The 19,713-nt window shown below is 64.8% G+C and carries 20 protein-coding genes; 11 read left to right on the forward strand and 9 right to left on the reverse strand.

Going from position 1 to position 19,713, the window contains the following annotated elements:
* Positions 1-149: 149 nt before the first annotated feature.
* The gene (locus ACN9MB_RS21815; protein ID WP_426270291.1) at positions 150-1,007 is read right to left on the reverse strand and encodes an EamA/RhaT family transporter; all 858 of its coding nucleotides are present in this window, start codon (positions 1,005-1,007) and stop codon (positions 150-152) included.
* A gap of 34 nt (positions 1,008-1,041) precedes the next feature.
* Positions 1,042-2,031 (reverse strand): transcriptional regulator FtrA, encoded by a 990-nt coding sequence (ftrA, locus tag ACN9MB_RS21820; protein ID WP_426270292.1) that lies wholly within the window; start codon positions 2,029-2,031, stop codon positions 1,042-1,044.
* Positions 2,032-2,109: 78 nt separating this feature from the next.
* Between ftrA and ACN9MB_RS21825 the strand changes: the two genes are divergently transcribed.
* The 4 genes from ACN9MB_RS21825 to ACN9MB_RS21840 all read left to right on the forward strand — a co-directional run bounded on the left by ACN9MB_RS21825 (position 2,110) and on the right by ACN9MB_RS21840 (position 5,610).
* A complete protein-coding gene (locus ACN9MB_RS21825; RefSeq protein WP_426270293.1) occupies positions 2,110-2,502 on the forward strand; it encodes a rhodanese-like domain-containing protein in 393 nt (130 codons plus the stop codon).
* Between the two features lies 1 nt (position 2,503).
* The gene (locus ACN9MB_RS21830) at positions 2,504-2,968 is read left to right on the forward strand and encodes a GNAT family N-acetyltransferase (RefSeq protein WP_204634732.1); all 465 of its coding nucleotides are present in this window, start codon (positions 2,504-2,506) and stop codon (positions 2,966-2,968) included.
* A gap of 55 nt (positions 2,969-3,023) precedes the next feature.
* On the forward strand, positions 3,024-3,329 hold the full coding sequence (locus ACN9MB_RS21835) for a DUF1272 domain-containing protein (protein ID WP_426270294.1): 306 nt from the start codon (positions 3,024-3,026) through the stop codon (positions 3,327-3,329).
* Positions 3,330-3,423: 94 nt separating this feature from the next.
* The gene (locus ACN9MB_RS21840) at positions 3,424-5,610 is read left to right on the forward strand and encodes a diguanylate cyclase domain-containing protein (protein WP_426270295.1); all 2,187 of its coding nucleotides are present in this window, start codon (positions 3,424-3,426) and stop codon (positions 5,608-5,610) included.
* Between the two features lie 3 nt (positions 5,611-5,613).
* Here ACN9MB_RS21840 and ACN9MB_RS21845 read toward each other — a convergent pair whose 3' ends face one another.
* Complete coding sequence (locus ACN9MB_RS21845) at positions 5,614-6,945, reverse strand: MFS transporter (protein ID WP_204634735.1); 1,332 nt, start codon at positions 6,943-6,945, stop codon at positions 5,614-5,616.
* A gap of 144 nt (positions 6,946-7,089) precedes the next feature.
* Here ACN9MB_RS21845 and cyoA point away from each other — a divergent pair, with 144 nt between their 5' ends.
* The 5 genes from cyoA to ACN9MB_RS21870 are packed head-to-tail and all read left to right on the forward strand — an operon-like array spanning position 7,090 to position 11,912.
* Positions 7,090-8,067, forward strand: coding sequence for a ubiquinol oxidase subunit II (gene cyoA / locus ACN9MB_RS21850; protein ID WP_204634736.1), 978 nt, complete (start codon positions 7,090-7,092; stop codon positions 8,065-8,067).
* A gap of 46 nt (positions 8,068-8,113) precedes the next feature.
* Complete coding sequence (cyoB, locus tag ACN9MB_RS21855) at positions 8,114-10,087, forward strand: cytochrome o ubiquinol oxidase subunit I (RefSeq protein ID WP_426271961.1); 1,974 nt, start codon at positions 8,114-8,116, stop codon at positions 10,085-10,087.
* Between the two features lies 1 nt (position 10,088).
* Positions 10,089-10,721 carry a cytochrome o ubiquinol oxidase subunit III gene (gene cyoC / locus ACN9MB_RS21860; RefSeq protein WP_425490767.1) on the forward strand — a complete coding sequence of 211 codons (633 nt, stop codon included), beginning with the start codon at positions 10,089-10,091 and terminating at the stop codon, positions 10,719-10,721.
* A complete protein-coding gene (gene cyoD, locus ACN9MB_RS21865) occupies positions 10,718-11,107 on the forward strand; it encodes a cytochrome o ubiquinol oxidase subunit IV (protein WP_204634737.1) in 390 nt (129 codons plus the stop codon). The genes cyoC and cyoD overlap by 4 nt, the downstream gene beginning before the upstream one ends.
* Positions 11,108-11,141: 34 nt before the next feature.
* Complete coding sequence (locus ACN9MB_RS21870; protein WP_426270296.1) at positions 11,142-11,912, forward strand: SURF1 family protein; 771 nt, start codon at positions 11,142-11,144, stop codon at positions 11,910-11,912.
* Between the two features lie 96 nt (positions 11,913-12,008).
* Here the strand turns inward: ACN9MB_RS21870 and ACN9MB_RS21875 are convergent, their stop codons facing one another.
* Positions 12,009-12,542, reverse strand: a complete 534-nt coding sequence (locus tag ACN9MB_RS21875; protein WP_204634739.1) for a DUF2501 domain-containing protein — start codon at positions 12,540-12,542, stop codon at positions 12,009-12,011.
* Positions 12,543-12,701: 159 nt separating this feature from the next.
* Between ACN9MB_RS21875 and ACN9MB_RS21880 the strand changes: the two genes are divergently transcribed.
* Complete coding sequence (locus ACN9MB_RS21880) at positions 12,702-13,067, forward strand: hypothetical protein (RefSeq protein WP_204634740.1); 366 nt, start codon at positions 12,702-12,704, stop codon at positions 13,065-13,067.
* A gap of 39 nt (positions 13,068-13,106) precedes the next feature.
* On the opposite strand, the gene ACN9MB_RS21885 is transcribed toward ACN9MB_RS21880, so the two are convergent.
* From ACN9MB_RS21885 to zwf, 5 genes are all read right to left on the reverse strand, one after another.
* Positions 13,107-13,634, reverse strand: coding sequence for a hypothetical protein (locus ACN9MB_RS21885; protein ID WP_426270297.1), 528 nt, complete (start codon positions 13,632-13,634; stop codon positions 13,107-13,109).
* A gap of 74 nt (positions 13,635-13,708) precedes the next feature.
* The gene (locus ACN9MB_RS21890; RefSeq protein WP_426270298.1) at positions 13,709-14,350 is read right to left on the reverse strand and encodes a bifunctional 4-hydroxy-2-oxoglutarate aldolase/2-dehydro-3-deoxy-phosphogluconate aldolase; all 642 of its coding nucleotides are present in this window, start codon (positions 14,348-14,350) and stop codon (positions 13,709-13,711) included.
* A 37-nt stretch (positions 14,351-14,387) separates the two neighbouring features.
* Positions 14,388-16,205, reverse strand: coding sequence for a phosphogluconate dehydratase (gene edd, locus ACN9MB_RS21895; RefSeq protein ID WP_426270300.1), 1,818 nt, complete (start codon positions 16,203-16,205; stop codon positions 14,388-14,390).
* Positions 16,206-16,275: 70 nt separating this feature from the next.
* Positions 16,276-16,989 (reverse strand): 6-phosphogluconolactonase, encoded by a 714-nt coding sequence (gene pgl, locus ACN9MB_RS21900; RefSeq protein WP_204634744.1) that lies wholly within the window; start codon positions 16,987-16,989, stop codon positions 16,276-16,278.
* A gap of 134 nt (positions 16,990-17,123) precedes the next feature.
* The gene (zwf, locus tag ACN9MB_RS21905) at positions 17,124-18,584 is read right to left on the reverse strand and encodes a glucose-6-phosphate dehydrogenase (protein ID WP_204634745.1); all 1,461 of its coding nucleotides are present in this window, start codon (positions 18,582-18,584) and stop codon (positions 17,124-17,126) included.
* A 221-nt stretch (positions 18,585-18,805) separates the two neighbouring features.
* Here zwf and ACN9MB_RS21910 point away from each other — a divergent pair, with 221 nt between their 5' ends.
* Complete coding sequence (locus ACN9MB_RS21910) at positions 18,806-19,558, forward strand: GntR family transcriptional regulator (RefSeq protein ID WP_204634746.1); 753 nt, start codon at positions 18,806-18,808, stop codon at positions 19,556-19,558.
* Positions 19,559-19,713 lie beyond the last annotated feature (155 nt).

The following is a 19,713-nucleotide window of genomic DNA, read 5'->3' on the forward strand; positions in this document are numbered from 1 at the left end:
CTGTTGTGGGAGCGCACTTGTGCGCGACAAGCCACGCTTGGGTGTATCGCTCCGTCGGCTTGTCGCGCACAAGTGCGCTCCCACAGAAAAGCAGATACGTTCCGGTGGACCCGCCCCTCACCCCGACAGGGGGAGGGAGCAAGAGCGCGTCACCCCCAGGCGATCACGCCAATCGCCCCCAACGCCAACGCCACACCCACCCCATTGATCCAACTCAAGCGCTCGCGGAACGCCATGGTGCCGACCACCGCACCCAGCGCCACCACGCCGAGATTCATGCTCGCGAACACCAGCGACGGATGATCCGGCAGCGCCTGGTGCCCGCGCACGTAGAACACGATATTGCCAAAGTTCGCCAGGCCGAGCAGCAGGCCCGCCACGGCATCGCGCAACGTGAAGAACGTGCGGTCGTGCCAGCGGCGCCACAGCAAAATCAGCAGCGACACCACCAGCGCCAGTGCGAACATCGCCTGCAGCGACGCCGCGAACGGTGTACCTGCCGCGGCCACCCGCTTGAACAGGATATCGATGGCACCAAAGCCGGCGAACACCACCAGCGGCCACAACCAGCCCGGTTCGCCATGTCGCTCGCTCGCGGGCCCAACGCGCCACACCATGCAGGCCAGCGCGACCAGGCCAAGCGCAATGCCGGCACCCTTGCCGACGCTCAGCGTTTCGCCAAACAACAGGAACGCCGCCACCAGCGAAATGAGCAGCGACAGGCGCTGCGCCGCATCGGTGCGCACGATGCCCGCGCTGCTCACCGAGGCGGCGAGCGCAAGAAAGATCAGCGGCAACAACAGACCCAGACCGATGAAGCCAAGCCACGGTGCCTGGCTGCTGGACAGCACCGATAGCGACGGGCGGAACACCAACGCGGTCAGCGCGCTGGTCGCCACATAGTTCCAGGCAATGGCCTGCCCCACGTCGATCGACAACCGGCGGGACAGCTTCAGCAGCACCGACACCAGCACGCTGCAGACCACGCTCAGCAACACGTAAATCATGGGTAATCCTTGTGGGTGGCCGTGCTGCGCGTACTTATCGCTGGAGAGCGAATCGCTCGCGGTAGCGCGCCGGGCTCAGCTGCAGATGCTGCCGGAAATGGTGCCGTAGCGTATCCGTACTGCCGAATCCGCACACCTCCGCCACGCGCTCCACGCCCATGTCGCTGCCTTCCAGCAGTTCGCGCGCGCGGCCAAGGCGTTCGTGGGTCAGCCATTGCTTGGGCGAACAGCCGGTGGCTTCTTCGAAGCGTCGCAACAACGTGCGTTCGCTCATGCGGGCGCGCTCGGCCAGCACGGACACCGGCAGCGGCTGGTCCAGGTGGCGGCGCATCCAGTCCAGCAGCTTGCCCAGGCCATCGCCTTGCGCGGGCATCGGCGACTGGATGAACTGCGCCTGCCCGCCATCGCGATGCGCCGGCACCACGGCGCGGCGCGCCACGCTGTTGGCCACTTCCGGGCCGAAGTCGCGGCGGATCAGGTGCAGCGAGAGATCCAGCGCCGCGGCACTGCCGGCCGAGGTAAGCAACTGGCCTTCGTCGACGTAGAGCACATCCGGTTCGATCCGGATGCGCGGATAGCGTTGCGCCAGCGCCTCCGCATAGCGCCAATGCGTGGTGGCGCGACGGCCATCCAGCAATCCGGTGGCAGCGAGCACGAACACGCCCGAGCAGTACGAGAGCAGTCGCGCGCCGCGTTCATGCGCCGCGCGCAGTGCCTGCAGCAGCGCTGCGGGCGGTGCCGCATCGATGCCGCGCCAACCGGGCACGATGATGGTGCCGGCGGCAGCGAGCTGCTCGAGGCCGCCCTCCGCCATCACCCGCATGCCGCCCGCCGCCCGCATCGGGCCGCGATCCACGGCGCACAGCCCGAACTCGTACCACTGGGCCAGCTCGGGCCGTGGCAACCCGAACATTTCGACAGCGATGCCGAACTCGAACGTGCACAAGCCGTCGTAGACCAGGGCTGCCACCCGACGGTTGGGCGGCCCGGATGGACGTCCGGATCGTTTTGGCGGTTTCTTCATGGTGACTGTCATTCTTGCCAATGTCGGCGAACCGCGCCAGTGCCGATACTGGCGCCGTGTTTCCACCGGAGTGAACCCATGAGCAGTGTGGTGCAACGTGTTTCCGCCGCGGCCAGCGATGACGCGCTGGCGCATTTCCAGGCCCGGCTCGGTTTCGAAACCGACTGTGCGGACGTCTATTACGCGACCAACCATGAAACCAAGGATTTCGTGCTGCTCGACGTGCGCACGCCCACGATGTATGCGGCCGGCCACGTACCGGGCGCGCTCAACATGCCCACGCGGATGATCAGCGAACAGCGTCTGTTGGACTATCCGGCCGACACGCTGTTCGTGGTGTATTGCGCCGGCCCGCACTGCAACGGCGCCAACAAGGCGGCGGTGAAGCTCGCCCAGCTGGGGCGGCCGGTGAAGGAGATGATCGGCGGCCTCACCGGCTGGATCGACGAAGGTTTCGGCCTCGAGCGCTGACATGCCGCACGACGTCGCGATTGTCTGCGCCACGCGCAGCCACGTGCCCGCCCTGATGTCGATCTGCGCGGAGCATGCGGCGTTCGAACGACTGCCGCATGCTCCCGCCGTCCGCGCCGAGGTGCTGGCGGATGCGCTGCACGGCTCGCCGCCGCAGCTTTACGCCTGGCTCGCTTGCATCGGCGAGGCGCTGGTGGGCTATGCCAGCGCCACGCAGGACTTCTCCACGCTCGATCGCAACACGTATCTGCACATGGATTGCCTCTATGTGCGCGCCGCTTGGCGCAACCGGGCCATCGGCCAGCAGCTGTGGAACGCCGTGCTGGACCAGGCGACCTCGCTGGGCTGCGCTGCCGTCCAGTGGCAGACACCGTCCTGGAACGACGGCGCCGCCCGGTTCTATCGAAGGCTTGGCGCAAGCGAATCTGCCAAGCTGCGTTACGTGTTGCCGCTGAGCGGCGCATGACGCCGCATGATGGCGGCGTGTCATGCTTTTCCACAGCCACCGCAGGGGAGACCCCATGCTGGAACTTCGACCAAGCTGCGAGCATTGCAACAAGCCGCTGCCGCCGGCATCCACGGAAGCCATGATCTGTTCCTTCGAATGCACTTTCTGCCGCGATTGCGTCGCCTTGCTGCAGGACGTGTGCCCCAATTGCGGCGGCGGTTTCACGCCTCGGCCGGTGCGGCCCGCGCAGGACTGGAAGAACCGGAACACCGTATCGCAGCATCCTGCGACCACGCAGGTGACCCATCGGCCCGTGGACCTGGCCGCCCACGCAGCGCTGGCGGCGCGAGTGAACGGGCGGGTCCCCGCCGAACGCTGAGGCAAGCGATTCGCGCCGGCACGACAGATCGTTGACGTGGCCCCGCTTAAAGATGGCACGGGGCGTGCTTACCGCTTGCACGTTTCCTTCCGTCATGGTCATGCCCGAAGCACAGCCGCGCCGCCACGCCCTGCTGGCCCTCTTCGCCGAGGCGGCCGGTCTTTTTGCTGCGGTGCTGGTCACCGTCAGCTATTCGTTGCTGCTCGCCCGGCATACCGGCAGCGTACTGACCCTGTGGATCCCCAACGGCATCGTGCTCGGCGCACTGCTCAGCGTACCGCGGCAGAAATGGCCGGCGTACCTGATCGCCGCGTTCCTCGGTTTCATGGCAGGACAGGCCATCGGCCACGGCGGCGTGCTCGGCAGCGGCTTTGCCTTGCCATTGGCGCTCGGCCTGAGCAATGGCGTGGAAATCCTGATCGTGGCGGCGGTGGTGCGCCATGTCTTCCCGCGCATCGCCAAGGACACGCGCTTCCTCTTGCTCGGTCGCATCGCCCTGGGCTCGGGTCTGGTGGCATGCATGGCCTCTGCGCTGCTCGCCGCCACGGTGCTGCGCGCCGCCAACGGGCAGCCGTTCTGGACCACGGCGGACTGGTGGTTCCGCGGGCATCTGCTGGGCCTGGTCATCGCGGCCACGCTGACCCTGGTGGCGCTGCTGCAGCGCCGCCGCATGCTGGGACTGCCAGGGCAGCGCCTGTTGCTGCTGCGCGATATCGTCGGGCTGGCGCTCGTCACCGTCGCGGTGTTCTTCCAGGCGCGCTACCCGTTGTTGTTCGTGGTATTCGCGCCCTTGTTGTATGTCGTGTTCCATCACCGCTTTCCAGGGCTGGTCCTGGGCATCGCCATCATTGCGCTGGTGACAAGCATCGCCACCGCACTGGGCACCGGTCCGTTCCAGTTGATCGTGCCCGCCACGCCGGAACGGCAGGCCATGCTGGCGCAGATCTTCCTTGGCGTGCTCTGCATCACGGCGCTGCCGGTGGCGCTGGCCTTGGCCGATCGTCGGCGACTGGGCCGTCGCGTGACCGAAAGCGAGAGCCGTTACCGCCTGCTGGCCGACTATGCGAGCGACCTGGTGATGCGCATCGCGCGCGACGGTACACGGCGCTATGTGTCGCCCTCGGTGAAGGACCTGCTGGGCTGGGAAGTGGGCGATTTCATGGACTATCGCTCCGAGCTGATCCATCCCGACGACCGCGAACGGGTCGCCGCCGCTGCGGAAGAGCTGTGGAACAGCGGCAAGCCGTCGCTGACGCAATACCGCCTGCAGCGCCGCTCCGACGATTACATCTGGATCGAAGCACTGGTGCGCATCGCGCCCAGTCCCGATCGTCCGGGCGAGATGGAATTGATCTATACCGGGCGCGACATCACCGAAGCCATGCAGGCCGAGCGTGCGCTGGCGGACAGCGAGAAGCGCCTGCGCACCATCACCGACAACGTGCCCGCGGTGATTGCCCACATCGATGCCAACGAGCGCTATACCTTCGTCAACGGTTACGTGCGCGAAGTGGCCGGCCAAACGCCCGAGGAGATGGTTGGCAAGACCGTCGCCGAGATTCGCGGTCCCGTGCTCTACGCCTCACTCAAGCCGCATATCGAACGGGTGCTGCGCGGAGAAACCGAGATCTTCGAATACGAAGCGGAGTACGGCGGCCGTCACCATTATTTCCAGACGACCTATCTCCCCGCGACCAACGGCACCGGACAGCAGAACGGCTTCTACGCATTGACCACCGAGATCACCCGCATCAAGCAGGCCGAGCAACAGCTGAGCTATCTCGCCCATTACGACGTGCTTACCGGCATCGCCAATCGCCGCTTCTTCAGCGAAGGCATCAACGCGGCCGTGCGGCATGCATCGATGGCGCACTCGCCGCTGCTGGTGATGCTGATCGACATCGACCACTTCAAGCAAATCAACGACAGCTACGGCCACGCCACCGGCGATGCCGTGCTGGCGGAAATCGCCACGCGGCTCAAGAGCTCGATTCGCAAGACCGATCTGCTCGCGCGCCTGGGCGGCGATGAATTCGTGGTGTTGTGCGACGACATCGCCAGCCACGAGATCGCCGAAACACTGGCACAGAAGATCACCCGGGCCATGGAAATGCCCATCGCCGTCGGTGCGCATACGCTCACGGTCACCTTGAGCGTGGGCGCGGCGCTGTGCCGCAACGCGGGCTCGGTCGATGCCTTGATGCAGCGCGCCGACGAAGCGCTCTACCGCGCCAAGGAACGCGGCAGGGCCTGCTACGAACTCTCGGTCACAGGCGTCTGAGCGCTATTCGCGAGTTGCCAGTGCGCGATTCACGCGCAGCGCGAGCAAGGTGCACACCACGCCGGAGAGCAGATAAGCACTCACGGCGCCCAGGCCAAAACGCATCGACAAGCCCAGTGCCACCAGCGGCGCAAAGGCCGCGCCGATCAGCCAGGCGAAGTCGGTAGTCAAGGCGGCGCCCGCGTAGCGCAGGCGTACCTCGAAATTGGAGGTCACGCTGCCGGCCGCCTGTCCGTACGAGAAACCAAGCAACAGGAAGCCCACGATGATGAAGGCATCCTGCAATTCCTTGCCGCCATCCAGCATCCAGGGCGCAGCCAGCGCGAACAGGCCGATCAGCCCTGCCGCCACGCCCAGCGTGGTGCGCCGGCCGATGTGGTCGGCGACATAGCCCGACATCACAATGCCGAAGATGCCCGCCACGCCGCCGAAGATCTGGATCAACAGCACGGAATCCACCGCCTGCGTCGACTTCAGCACGATCCACGACAGCGGGAAGATCGTCACCAGGTGGAACAGCGCATAGCTCGCCAATGCGGCGAACGCGCCAATGAAGATGTTGTAGCCCTGCGTGCGCAGGATCTCGGTGATGCCGATCGGTTCCAGTTCGCGTTCTTCCATGGCGACGGTGTATTCCTCGGTCACCACCAGGCGCAGCCGCGCGAACAACGCCACCACGTTGATGGCGAATGCCACGAAGAACGGATAACGCCAACCCCAGTCGATGAAGTCTTTTTCATCCAGGCTGGAGTGCAGGAACAGGAACAGCGCACTGGCCACGATGAAGCCGATCGGCGCACTCAGCTGGCCCAGCATGGCGTACCAACCGCGGCGCTCCGGCGGCGTGTTGAGCGCCAGCAGCGAGGGCAGGCCGTCCCACGAGCCGCCCTGGGCGATGCCTTGCAACAGGCGAAACAGGATCAGCAGTCCGATCGCCCAGTTGCCGATCTGCCGGTAGCTCGGCAGAAACGCGATGCCTGCGGTAGCGCTGCCCAGCAGGAACAGCGCGATGGTGAGCTTGGTGCCGCGACTCCAGCGTCGCTGGAAGCCCATGAACAAGGCGGTGCCGAACGGGCGCGCGATGAAGGCCAGTGAAAAGACCGTGAAGGCGTAAAGAATGCCATCCAGCGCACTGGCGAACGGGAACAGCACCGCGGGAAACACCAGCACGCAAGAAATACCGAACACGAAGAAGTCGAACTGTTCGGAGGTGCGGCCAATGATCACACCGATGGCGATCTCGCCAGGCGCCACCTTGGCGCGCGCATGCAGGCGTCCAATGTCTTCCGCCGTGGTGCCCGGAGTGCTGCCGTGATCAGGGAAGGTGCTTGACATAGTCATTACTCATAAAGAAGGAGTATGTCGCGGCCGTACTATGGCACCGCCACGCCTCTCGCGTCACGGGGAACATTTTCCTGTTTCCGTTTCGCGCCGAAGGGCGTACCGTTTTCCACATTGGTTGCGCCGTCGGTCATGCCTATGAAGCTGCTGCGTGGACTGCTCGTCTGTGTCGTCTTCCTGCTCGCGGGTTGCCAGACCGTATTGATGGCGCCATCCGGCGACCTCGCGGTACAGCAACGCGACCTGATCATCACTTCGACGCTGTTGATGCTGTTGATCATCGTGCCGGTCATCGTGCTGACGTTGTTCTTCGCCTGGCATTTCCGCGCATCCAACAAGAAGGCTCACTACGATCCCGAATGGGATCACTCCACCATTCTCGAACTGCTGATCTGGGCTGCACCGCTGCTCATCATCATTGCACTGGGCGCGATCACCTGGGTCAGCACGCACAAGCTCGATCCCTATCGCCAACTCGAACGCATCGCCGCCAACCGGCCGGTACCGGCCGATGTGCGGCCCTTGCAGATCAACGTGGTCGCGCTCGACTGGAAGTGGCTGTTCATATACCCGGAACAAGGCATTGCCACCGTGAACGAACTGGCCGCGCCGGTGGATCGGCCGATCCAGTTCAAGATCACGGCGTCCACGGTCATGAACTCGTTCTTCATACCCGCGCTGGCCGGCCAGATCTACGCCATGCCGGGGATGGAGACGCAGCTGCAGGCGGTGATCAACGCGCCCGGCGAGTTCCAGGGGTTCTCGGCCAACTACAGCGGGCAAGGCTTCTCGGGCATGCACTTCCTCTTCCACGGCGTCACCGAGCAAGGCTTTGCGCAATGGGTGCAGAAGGCCAAGGCCAGCGGCGGCGATCTCAATCGTGATGCCTATGTGAAGTTGGCTGCGCCCAGCGAGAACGATCCGGTGACGTACTACGCCACGGTGGCGCCAGGGCTTTATCGCGCCATCCTTACGCGCTGCCTGGATCCGGAGAACCCATCGTGCATGACGCGCATGGACCTGAGTCCGCACGACAGCGGCGATTCCGGCGCCATGCTCCGATCCGGTCAGGCCAACGGCATGGCGGCCTCGGCAACCCATCCTCACTCCGACTGATCCGGTGGTGTCCTCGATGCTTTCCCATCCCGACCTTGCCAAGCTGATCTTCGGTCGACTGACGCTGGAAGCGTTGCCGCTGCACGTGCCGATCGTGATGTGGACATTCGTGGTGGTGGCGCTGGGCGCGATCGCGCTGCTGAGTGCCGTCACCTACTACAAGCTGTGGGGTTACCTGTGGCACGAATGGTTCACCAGCATCGATCACAAGAAGATCGGCATCATGTACATGATCCTGGGCTTCGTGATGCTGCTGCGCGGCTTCTCCGACGCGATCATGATGCGCGGCCAGCAGGCGGTGTCGTTCGGTGCCTCGCAGGGCTATCTGCCACCTGAGCACTACGACCAGATCTTTACCGCGCACGGCGTGATCATGATCTTCTTCGTCGCCATGCCGATGGTGACGGGGCTGATGAACTTCGTGATGCCGTTGCAGATCGGCGCTCGCGACGTGGCGTTTCCCTTCCTCAACAATTTCAGTTTCTGGATGACCGTGGCCGGCGCGATGCTGGTGATGACCTCGCTGTTCGTGGGCGAGTTCGCCCGTACCGGCTGGCTGGCCTATCCGCCGCTGTCGGACATCATGTCGAGCCCCGATGCGGGCGTCGACTACTATATCTGGGCACTGCAGATCGCCGGCGTGGGAACCCTGTTATCGGGCATCAACCTGCTGGTGACCATCGTGAAGATGCGTGCGCCGGGCATGACGCTGATGAAGATGCCGGTGTTCACCTGGACCGCGCTGTGCACCAACGTGCTGATCGTGGCCGCGTTCCCGGTACTCACCGCCGTACTGGCCATGCTGGCGCTGGACCGTTACGCCGGCACTAACTTCTTCACCACCGAGCTTGGCGGCAACGCCATGATGTACGTGAACCTGATCTGGATCTGGGGCCACCCGGAGGTCTACATCCTGATCCTGCCGGCGTTCGGCATCTTCTCGGAAGTGACCGCCACCTTCAGCCGCAAGCCGCTGTTCGGTTATGCCTCGATGGTCTACGCCACGGTGGTGATCACGGTGCTGTCGTACCTGGTGTGGCTGCACCACTTCTTCACCATGGGTTCGGGCGCCAGCGTCAATTCGTTCTTCGGCATCACCACCATGATCATCTCGATCCCCACGGGGGCGAAGATCTTCAACTGGTTGTTCACGATGTATCGCGGCCGGGTCGAGTTCGAGCTGCCGATGATGTGGACGGTGGCGTTCATGGTCACCTTCGTGATCGGCGGCATGACCGGCGTGCTGCTGGCGGTGCCGCCGGCGGACTTCTCGCTGCACAACAGCCTGTTCCTGATCGCGCATTTCCATAACGTGATCATCGGCGGCGTGCTATTCGGGCTATTTGCCGGCATCACCTACTGGTTTCCGAAAGCGTTCGGTTTCCGGCTCGATCCGTTCTGGGGCAAGTGTTCGTTCTGGCTGTGGGTGTCGGGCTTCTATTTCGCCTTCATGCCGCTCTACATGCTGGGCCTGATGGGCGTGACGCGCCGCCTCAGCCACTTCGAGGATTCCTCACTGCAGATCTGGTTCCTGATCGCGGCATTCGGCGCCTTCCTGATCGCGCTGGGCATCGCCTGCAACATCATCCAGTTCGTGGTGAGCTTCAAGAACCGCGAGGCACTGCGCGACGTCACCGGCGATCCGTGGGGTGGACGCACGCTGGAATGGTCCACCTCGTCGCCGCCGCCGAAGTACAACTTCGCCTTTACGCCACGCATCCACGACCACGATGCCTGGTGGATGATGAAGAAGTATCACTGGCAGCGGCCGCTGAGCGGCTACCTGCCGATCCACATGCCGCACAACACCGGCGCCGGCTTCTTCATGGCCGTGCTGAGCTTCGTGCTCGGTTTCGCCATGATCTGGTACATGTGGCTGCTGGCGATCGTGGCGTTCGTCGCGCTGCTGGTGGTGGCGATCGGACACACGTTCAACTACGACCGCGAGTACTACATCCCGGCCGATGAAGTCGGCCGCATCGAACAGTCCCGCACGGATCTACTGGCCAGCCATGTCTGATATGACCACCTCCATGACACCGGGCAGCGGCGGCCGTACGGAGCAGCTGCTGTTCCACGAGTCCACCGATCACCACCCGGCCAACGGCACGCTGTTGGGTTTCTGGGTCTACCTGATGAGCGACTGCCTCATCTTCGCCTGCCTGTTTGCCGCCTACGGTGTGCTCGGACGCGAATACGCCGGCGGACCCACCGCGCAGGAAGTGCTGGAGTTGCCGGCGGTCGCGGTGAACACGACGTTGCTGCTGCTTTCGTCGATCACCTACGGTTTTGCCGTGCTGGCGATGCAGCGCAACCGGCAGAACCCGATGCTGGTGTGGCTGGTGATCACCGGCTTGCTGGGCGCGGGCTTCATCACGCTGGAACTGCGCGAGTTTGCGCACCTCATCTCGATCGGCGCGGGGCCGCAGCGCAGCGCCTTCCTTTCCTCGTTCTTCACCCTGGTGGGTACGCACGGCCTGCACGTGACCTGCGGCCTGATCTGGATGGTGGTGTTGATCACCCAGGTGCTGAAGAAAGGCCTGATTACCGCCAACAAGCGGCGCCTGTTGTGCCTGTCGATGTTCTGGCACTTCCTGGACGTGGTGTGGGTGGGCGTCTTCAGCTTCGTCTATCTGATGGGAGTGCTGCCATGAGCGCGCATGACGAACTGCACGCCCACGACGACGGTCACGGTCACGACGACGATCTGGGCATCCACGCCACCCTCAGTGGCTACATGACGGGCTTCGTATTGTCGGTGATCCTCACCGTCATTCCGTTCTGGCTGGTGATGGGCCATGTGATCACCAAGTCGAGCACCGCGGCGGTGATCATCCTGGCGCTGGCCGCCGTGCAGATCGTGGTGCACATGATCTACTTCCTGCACATGAACGCGAAATCGGAAGGCGGCTGGAACATGTTGGCGCTGGTGTTTACCATCGTGCTGGTCGTCATCACGCTGAGCGGGTCGATCTGGATCATGTATCACCTCAACAGCAACATGATGCCGTCGATGATGGATCCGTCGAACCTGCCCTGACGATCCGCGTTCAACCTTCGCCGTGTGAATCCCGATGAGTGTTGCTGAAGAACCGGGCCGCCCGCCGCGCGGCCCCGTGGCGCTGGCCTTGCTGACCCTGCTTGGCGTGGTGTTGTTCGCCGGTTTTGTCGCATTGGGTACCTGGCAGGTCTATCGCCTCGGCTGGAAGCGCGAGCTGATCGCGCGGGTGGACGCGCGCGTGCATGCGCTGCCGTCGCCGGCGCCAGCACGGGCGCAATGGCCTGATCTCATGGCCCAGTCGTCGGAATACAGCCACGTCGCACTGCGCGGCACGTTCGCGCACGATCAGCAGACGCTGGTGTGGGCGTCCACGGATCTCGGTAGCGGCTATTGGGTCGTCACACCGCTACGCCAGGCCGACGGTTCCGTCGTGCTGGTCAATCGCGGCTTCGTGCTCACCGATTGGTGCGGCATCAGCGGCCGCTGCGAGCGTGGCCCCCAAGGTGAGGTCGACGTGACTGGCCTGCTGCGCATGAGCGAACCGGGCAACTTCATTAGGCACAACGATCCCGCGCGCGACAGCTGGTATACGCGCGACGTTTCGGGAATCGCCGCGAAACGTGGACTGACTGATGTCGCACCGTATTTCGTCGACGAGGACGCCGCACCCGGCAGCGTGGCCGCCGGCCAACGCACATGGCCGCAGGGCGGACTCACGGTGATCGCCTTTCCCAACAACCATCTCAGCTATCTGATCACCTGGTATGTGCTGGCATTGATGGTGTTGGCGGCGGGCGTGTACGTGGCGCGGGACGAAATGCGCTTGCGTCGCCACAACCCATAATCTGTGGGAGCGCACCCTGTGCGCGACAGCCGTGCCTCTCTATGCAACGCAGCGCCTGTCGCGCACAGGGTGCGCTCCCACAGTGATTGCATGCACTTACATCTTCAGGAACGACTTGCCCTGCTTGAGCACGGTATCGCACACCTTGGTGGTGATCTGCGACTTCAAGTCGCTGGAGCCGCCGCCCACGCTGTTCAAGTCCACGCTCTGGCCGCTGCTGCCCTGCAGGATGCCCTTGGCGCCGCTCAGATAGCCCGGATCGTTGGTCCCGCTGCCCGTGCTGGCCATGCTGCTCGACGACTTCTTCTTGCTGCCGGTGAGCTGGCCGAGCATGTCGCTGGTGCTGGAGCCGCTGCTATTGCTGGACGAGTTGGAGGCCGAACCGCCGCCCAGCTTGCCCATCAGCTGGTTCTGGATGCCCGAGGCGCCGGAGTCGCCACCGAGATAATTGTTCTTCACGCAGTACTGGAGCAGGCCCGCCACGTTGCCCATGCTGCCGGATGTCATGGAGCCGCCGCCGGGAATCATGCCGCCGAGCTTGCCCAGGTCCTGTGCGCCCGCCGTGCTGCAAGCCAGGCCCAGGGCGATGGCCATGCAGGCCGTACCGATGCTGCCGATGCGCTTGTTCATGTGTATCCCTCCGTCAGGTGCGGGCATTCAACACCTCGCGCCGTTACGACCGCGTAAGCGGAGTGCAGGGATGGTACGTTTCCTACAAGGACTTGCACCAAAGCCTTGCCCACCTACCATGGGCACGACAGCTCCCATCCCACCCACGGAAGACGCTCGATGAAACGATATGTGGTTCTTGCCATGACGGTAACGCTGCTGGCCGGTTGCGCCAGCGCCGGCAGCCTGCGCAATTCCAAGCCCACCGCCTCGTATGCGGGGCCGGGCAGCGCGGCCGACATCGCCTCGTGCATTTCCGGTGCCTGGGGCAGCAAGCCCGTGCACCTGGAGTCGTACGTGCTCTACACCGGCACCACCATCGAGATCCATCAGACCGAGAACGGCCCTGCCGTGGCGCTGGTGGACATCAAACCGGTGAGCGACCACACGGTGGCCACGTACTACTCCAACTTCGACGAAGACGACACCTGGTATTTCCAGCAGGTGCAGGAATGCGTCGACAAGACGCCGGCACCCGCACCGTAACGGATAAACCGTGGCCCGGCTTGCACGGGCCACGGCGCATCAGAGGTTGCTGAAAACCGCCGACAGCGACGGCCCCAGGCTGTCATGCGGAGCGCGAAGCACCGCCACGGAGTAACCCGCACCGCCGGCCAGCGCACGCTCGAACTTGAAGCCGGTGTCGGTTGGAATGACGGTCTGAGCCCCCTGCAGCGCGGCATCGACCCGCGAGAACTGACCCGTCGTAAGCACCACCTGCGCGATCGTACGCGCACGCGCCATCCATCCCTGATCGGTGCGGCCTTCATCGTTTACCACCCAGAGGCGCGCAGCGATCATCGGCGTCATGCATCCGATGGTGCCCACACGGAGCACATCACCGTTGCGGTACAACACGGTCGCCCGCAGCCCAGCCGGATCAAGCATCACGGATTGCACATCCGCCTCGGACTTCAAGTGTTCGATGTCCATCTCAAGCTTGCGCACGGGACATGCCGTGATGGCGTCGTCGGGCTCCGCGGCGTGCGCGTCTGCGACGAAAGACATCAGTGAGCCGCACAACAACCAGCCAACTGCCTTGCCGATGCGCATTCCGCCCCTCCGGAATATGGGATGGGCGCACTGTGCCATGGGCATCTGGGCCACGCCAGATACCCTGCAGGCACTCAGCGTAGTGCGGCCGCTTCGCGCGCCAGCAACTCGATGCCAGCCCAATCGCCGGCATGCAGCTTGTCGGCGGGGGTAAGCCATGAACCGCCGACGCAGACAACATTGGATAACGAAAGAAAGTCGGGTGCACTGCTCAGGCTGATGCCGCCGGTGGGGCAGAATTTCACCTGCGGCAGCGGGCTGGCCCAGGCGCCGAGCAGCTTGTGGCCGCCGACCGGCACGGCGGGGAAGAGTTTGAGGAAGCGATAACCGCGCTCGAGCAGGGTCATCACTTCGCTGGCCGTAGCAGCGCCGGGCAGCAGAGGCAGTTCGCTGTCGTCGGCCGCATCCAGCAAGCCCGGCGACACGCCGGGCGATACGGCGAACTTCGCGCCAGCCTTGTGCGCGGCGCGCAGGTCCTGGGCGCTGAGTACGGTGCCTACGCCGACTACCGCGCCTTCCACTTCCTCGGCAATCGCCTTGATCGCATCCAGCGCCGCAGGCGTGCGCAGCGTGACTTCGATCGCGGGAATGCCGCCGGCCACCAGGGCGCGCGCCATCGGCACCGCCTGGCGGGCGTCGTCGATGATCACCACGGGGACCACCGGCGCGAGGCGCAGCGTGGATTCGACCTGCTTCTGCTTGTTTTCGATGCTCATGGCGTTCCGTACGTTTCGAGGTGGATAAGGCGCGGCGTTAAAAAACGCCGGCGCCGAGATCGGCGGTGGTAGCGTTGCGGCGGAACATGCCGAACAGTTCGCGGCCCAGGCCGAACTGGTGCGCGGACAAGTCCGCCGTGGCCGGCACGCGCGCTTCGAAATCGGCAGCCTCCACCAGCATGTCCAGGCGACCGTGCACGGCATCCAGGCGCACGATGTCGCCGTCGCGAATGCGCGAGATCGGTCCGTTCGCCTGCGCTTCCGGCGTCACATGGATGGCCGCCGGCACGCGTCCCGACGCGCCCGACATGCGGCCGTCGGTGAGCAGGGCGATGCGATGGCCGCGGTCCTGCAGCACCGAGAGCGTGGGCGTGAGCTTGTGCAGCTCGGGCATACCGTTGGCCTGCGGACCCTGGAAGCGCACCACCGCGACGAAATCGCGATTGAGCTCGCCGCGCTCGAAGGCCTTGCGCACGTCGTCCTGGTCGTGGAACACGATAGCCGGCGCTTCGATCACGAGGCGGTCGTCCGGCACCGAAGAAACCTTGATCACCGCGCGGCCGAGATTGCCGTCCAGCATGCGCAGGCCGCCGTCGGCGCGGAACGGTTCCGCCGCGCCGCGCAGCACGCCGCGGTTGCCGCTTTCCTTGGACACCGGGGTCCATGCCAGCGCGCCGTGTTCGTCGATATGCGGCACCGCCGTATAGCCGTCCATGCCCGTGCCGAACACGGTGTGCACGTCGGCATGCAGCAGGCCATGGCTCAGCAGCTGGTCGATCAGGAAGGCCATGCCGCCTGCCTCGTGGAACTGGTTCACGTCGGCGTAGCCGTTCGGATAGACGCGTGCCAGCAGCGGAACCACCGAGGACAGCGCATCGAAATCGTCCCAGCGCAATTCGATGCCCGCGGCGCGTGCGATTGCCACCAGATGCAACAGGTGATTGGTGGAACCGCCGGTGGCATGCAGCCCGATCACGCCGTTGATGATGGCGCGTTCGTCGATGATGTGTCCGACCGGCAGATACGACGAACCCGGTGCGCCCAACTCGGCCACGCGATGCACGGCTTCGCGCGTGAGCGCATCGCGCAGCGGCGTTTCCGGCGCCACGAAGCTGGAGCCGGGCAGGTGCAGGCCCATGATCTCCATCAGCATCTGGTTGGAGTTGGCGGTGCCGTAGAAGGTGCAGGTGCCCGCCGTGTGGTACGACGCAGCTTCCGCTTCCAGCAATTCGGCCTTGGTCGCCTTGCCTTCGGCATAGGCCTGGCGCACCTTCGATTTCTGTTCGTTGCTGATGCCGCTGGGCATCGGGCCGCTGGGCACGAAGATGCCGGGCAGGTGGCCAAAGCTCAGCGCGCCGATCAACAGGCCCGGCACGATCTTGTCGCAGATGCCCAGGTACAAGGCGCCGTCGAACATGTCGTGCGACAGCGAGACGGCCGTGGCCATGGCGATGAGATCGCGCGAAAACAGCGACATCTCCATGCCGGCCCGGCCCTGGGTGATGCCGTCGCACATCGCTGGCACGCCACCGGCCATCTGCGCGGTGATGCCCGCTTCGCGCGCCACGTTGCGGATCAGCTCCGGATAACGCTCGTACGGCTGATGCGCCGAGAGCATGTCGTTATAGGCGTTGATGATGGCGAGGTTGGGCGTGTGGCCTTCGCGCAGGCGTTCCTTGTCGGTCGGGCCGCAGGCGGCAAAACCGTGCGCGAGATTGCCGCAGGAAAGGCGCTCGCGATGGACGCCGTTGCCTTTGGCGGCGTCGATGCGTCGCAGGTAGTCGGCACGCGAGTCGCGGCTGCGCTCACGCAGGCGTTCGGTGACTTCGACGAGGACGGGGTGCAGCACAGTCATGTTCGAACTCCGGAAGCATCAGGCGATGCGCCGGTCAGCGCATCGATTCATCGGTGAAGCCGCGGATGCCTCAAGGGCACCAGTACACGGCAACCGGCACGCGCTGCTGGGTCAGCACCGAGCGCACGGGAAAGTTCGCGGCCTCGCCCAGGGCCAGCCGCGCGTCGGCCAGCAGCTGTCGCTTGGCCTCGCCTTCGATGTGCAGGTACAACGCACGCGTGTCGAGCAGCGCCGACAAGGTGAAGGTGATGCGCGGCTCGCCGGCACCGGCCGCACGCATCGGCAGGACGCGCGCGGTGTTGTTGAGGTCGAGCGCTTCGGGCAAGCGATCGCCTTCGGGAAAGAACGATGCGGTGTGCCCGTCGTTGCCCATGCCCAGGATCACCGCGTCGAACGGCAGTTCCAGCGAGGCCACGCGTGCGCGCACCGCGGCAAGACCCGCCTCGGGCGTGGGCGCATCGCTGTAGAGCGGAACGAACTGCGCCTGGCTCGCCTCGTGCTGCAGCAACATGGCCTTGACCATCGCGGCATTGGAACGCTCGTTGCTCTCGGGCACCCAGCGTTCGTCCACCAGCGTCACCTGCACCTTCGACCAGTCCAGCGTCTGGCGCGACAACGCCTCGAAGAAGTGTTTCGGCGTGCTGCCGCCGGAAACGGCGAGCAGTGCATGGCCGCGCTCGGTGACGGCGTTGCGCAGGCGACCGGCGATGCGTTCGGCCAATGCACGGGCAAGCGCATGGCAGTCGGTGAAACTGTGGCTGGTGACGTCGAGGGTGTCAGGCATGATGGATAGGCAGCGGCGGCTTCGCGGAAACACACGCGTCGCGAAAAGATGAGACGGGCGGGCAGTCTAGGAACCGTTCCGCGATGCACAGGTGAAGCACCCGTGCATCGCTTTCGACTAAACCGAACGACGGCTTATTCACTGTCCTCGTTCCAGGTGCGGCCATCGCGCTCGATCAGCGCCACGGCAGCACTCGGACCCCAGGTACCCGAGGTATACGGACGCGGCGCTTCGCCGCTGTCCGCCCACGCACCGAGGATGGGATCGGCCCAGCGCCATGCCGCTTCCACTTCATCGCGGCGCATGAACAGCGTGGGATTGCCGCGCACCACGTCGAGCAACAGGCGCTCGTACGCATCGGGCTGCTGCACGCCGAACGCTTCGGCAAAACTCATGTCCAGCGGCACATGGCGCAGGCGCAAGCCACCGGGACCCGGGTGCTTGATGGTGAGCCACAGCTTGATGTCCTCGTCCGGCTGCAGACGCAGCACCAGGCGGTTCTGCGCGAGCGGGCCGGCCGACGGATCGAAGATGGAGTGCGGCACGGCCTTGAACACCACCGTGATCTCCGACACGCGCTCGGGCAGACGCTTGCCGGTGCGCAGATAGAACGGCACGCCGGCCCAGCGCCAGTTGGCGATCTCGGCCTTCACCGCCACGAAGGTCTCGGTGTTGGACTTGTGGTCCTTCAGCTCGTCGAGATAGCCCGGCACGGCCTGGCCTTCGGCGGAGCCGGCGCGATACTGGCCGCGCACGGTGAGCTGGGCGGCATTGCTTTCATTGATCGGCTTGAGCGAACGCAGCACCTTGAGCTTCTCGTCGCGCACCGCGTCGGGCGCGAGCGAGGAGGGCGGTTCCATCGCCAGCATGCACAGCAGCTGCAGGATATGGTTCTGCACCATGTCGCGCAGCGCGCCGGCATGGTCGTAATAGCCCGCGCGCTGGCCCACGCCCAGCGTTTCGGCCACGGTGATCTGCACGTGGTCGATGTGCTCGGCATTCCACAGCGGTTCGAACAGCGCATTGCCGAAGCGCAACGCGAGCAGGTTCTGCACCGTTTCCTTGCCGAGGTAATGATCGATGCGGAACGTCTGCGACTCCTCGAAGAAGCGGCCGACGTCGTCGTTGATCTGGTTGGCGCTCTTGAGGTCGTGGCCGATGGGCTTTTCCAGCACCACGCGCGACTTGCCCTTGTTGAGGTCGTACTTGCCCAGGCGGTTGCAGATGTCGACGAACAGGTCGGGCGAGGTGGACAGGTAGAACACGCGGATGCGCTCCGCGTCCTTGCCCATCAACTGGGCGAAATCGTCCCAGCCGTCGTCCTTGCGGGCATCGAGCGAGCGGTAGCCGACCAGCTTGAGAAAGTCTTCGACCTTGCCGTTGCCGTCCTTCTTCAGGACGCTGCGCAGGTTGTCCCGGTAGCCTTCGTCGTCGAGGCCTTCGCGGGCGATGCCGATGATGCGGCTGCCGGCGGGGATCTGGCCGTCCGCGTAACGGTGGTACAGCGCTGGCAGCAGCTTGCGCAGGGCAAGGTCGCCGGTGCCGCCGAAAATCACCAGGTCGAAGATCTCGACCGGCTGGGAAGAAGCAGTCACTTCAGTCACCTCGAGGCGATGCGGGGAACGGGTGTGTGGCATGCATACCACGCACCTGGCCCGCAGATCGTACCAGTGACATACCAGACAACACCAGTTCCTCTGTGACACCCGGTGAAGCCGCGCTGGGCAAGGATTCACCAGCAAAATTGGTACCACGCGCAAGGCCCCGAAAAAACACCTGATTGCCACATTGGTATGGTCATTGGTATCGTTCCGGTATGGAAACCGCCCTCGTCAACGAATACCGCCGGCTCAGCCGCGACCCCGCCACCAGCCAGCCGCTGGCGTATCTGCGCCTGCGCCGGGCCATCCGCAACGTGGTCGAACACCGCGATATCGAGCCGGGTCAGGCGTTGCCCAGCGAGCGCGATCTCTCACGCCTGTTGCAGCTTTCACGCGTCACCGTCCGCAAGGCCATCTCGGGCCTGGTCGAGGAAGGCCTGCTCAACCAGCGCCATGGCGCCGGCACCTTCGTGGCGGAACGCATCATCAAGCCGATGTCGCGCCTCACCAGCTTCACCGAGGACTTGCGTGCGCGTGGCCTCAATCCGCGCTCCGAGTTTTCCGAACGCATCATTGGCGAAGTGACGCCGGAAGAATCGATGGCGCTCAACCTCTCGCCGGGCGTGCTGGTGGCGCGCCTGCACCGCGTGCGTTACGCCAAGGAAGAGCCGCTGGCGATCGAACGCAGCGTGGTGCCCGCCAGCATCCTGCCCGATCCGACCATCGTGCAGGACTCGCTGTACGAAGTGCTCGAAGCGCTGGGCGCCCGTCCGCGCCGCGCATTGCAACGCCTGCGCGCGGTCTCGCTGGGCGCGCAGCAGGCACGCCTGCTGCACGTGCCGGCGGGCAGTGCCGGCCTCAATATCGAACGCCGCAGCTTCCTCGACGACGGCCGCGTGGTGGAGTTCACCACCTCGTGGTATCGCGGCGACATCTACGACTTCGTGGCGGAATTGCAGACCGACTGAGGTTGCCTGTCGCACGAGCTACGGCGTCACCGTGACGATGCGGTGAAACGCTTTACCAGCGTTGCTCCGCCGGCGCAGGACATGGCTTTCGGCACACCACTAACGGCACATTCGGTCGCTCGTGTTTGCGGGCATAAAGGCGTCCGGGATGGCTG

The sequence above is a fragment of the Dyella kyungheensis genome, assembly GCF_049913195.1.
GTDB lineage: Bacteria > Pseudomonadota > Gammaproteobacteria > Xanthomonadales > Rhodanobacteraceae > Dyella > Dyella kyungheensis.

Excerpts from the sequence above, each read along its gene's own strand:
- ACN9MB_RS21815 (WP_426270291.1), bottom strand. The coding sequence starts at position 1,007 with ATGATTTACGTGTTGCTGAGCGTGGTCTGCAGCGTGCTGGTGTCGGTG.
- ftrA (WP_426270292.1), bottom strand. The coding sequence starts at position 2,031 with ATGAAGAAACCGCCAAAACGATCCGGACGTCCATCCGGGCCGCCCAAC.
- ACN9MB_RS21825 (WP_426270293.1), top strand. The coding sequence starts at position 2,110 with ATGAGCAGTGTGGTGCAACGTGTTTCCGCCGCGGCCAGCGATGACGCG.
- ACN9MB_RS21830 (WP_204634732.1), top strand. The coding sequence starts at position 2,504 with ATGCCGCACGACGTCGCGATTGTCTGCGCCACGCGCAGCCACGTGCCC.
- ACN9MB_RS21835 (WP_426270294.1), top strand. The coding sequence starts at position 3,024 with ATGCTGGAACTTCGACCAAGCTGCGAGCATTGCAACAAGCCGCTGCCG.
- ACN9MB_RS21840 (WP_426270295.1), top strand. The coding sequence starts at position 3,424 with ATGGTCATGCCCGAAGCACAGCCGCGCCGCCACGCCCTGCTGGCCCTC.
- ACN9MB_RS21845 (WP_204634735.1), bottom strand. The coding sequence starts at position 6,945 with ATGTCAAGCACCTTCCCTGATCACGGCAGCACTCCGGGCACCACGGCG.
- cyoA (WP_204634736.1), top strand. The coding sequence starts at position 7,090 with ATGAAGCTGCTGCGTGGACTGCTCGTCTGTGTCGTCTTCCTGCTCGCG.
- cyoC (WP_425490767.1), top strand. The coding sequence starts at position 10,089 with ATGACCACCTCCATGACACCGGGCAGCGGCGGCCGTACGGAGCAGCTG.
- cyoD (WP_204634737.1), top strand. The coding sequence starts at position 10,718 with ATGAGCGCGCATGACGAACTGCACGCCCACGACGACGGTCACGGTCAC.
- ACN9MB_RS21870 (WP_426270296.1), top strand. The coding sequence starts at position 11,142 with ATGAGTGTTGCTGAAGAACCGGGCCGCCCGCCGCGCGGCCCCGTGGCG.
- ACN9MB_RS21875 (WP_204634739.1), bottom strand. The coding sequence starts at position 12,542 with ATGAACAAGCGCATCGGCAGCATCGGTACGGCCTGCATGGCCATCGCC.
- ACN9MB_RS21880 (WP_204634740.1), top strand. The coding sequence starts at position 12,702 with ATGAAACGATATGTGGTTCTTGCCATGACGGTAACGCTGCTGGCCGGT.
- ACN9MB_RS21885 (WP_426270297.1), bottom strand. The coding sequence starts at position 13,634 with ATGCGCATCGGCAAGGCAGTTGGCTGGTTGTTGTGCGGCTCACTGATG.
- ACN9MB_RS21890 (WP_426270298.1), bottom strand. The coding sequence starts at position 14,350 with ATGAGCATCGAAAACAAGCAGAAGCAGGTCGAATCCACGCTGCGCCTC.
- edd (WP_426270300.1), bottom strand. The coding sequence starts at position 16,205 with ATGACTGTGCTGCACCCCGTCCTCGTCGAAGTCACCGAACGCCTGCGT.
- pgl (WP_204634744.1), bottom strand. The coding sequence starts at position 16,989 with ATGCCTGACACCCTCGACGTCACCAGCCACAGTTTCACCGACTGCCAT.
- ACN9MB_RS21910 (WP_204634746.1), top strand. The coding sequence starts at position 18,806 with ATGGAAACCGCCCTCGTCAACGAATACCGCCGGCTCAGCCGCGACCCC.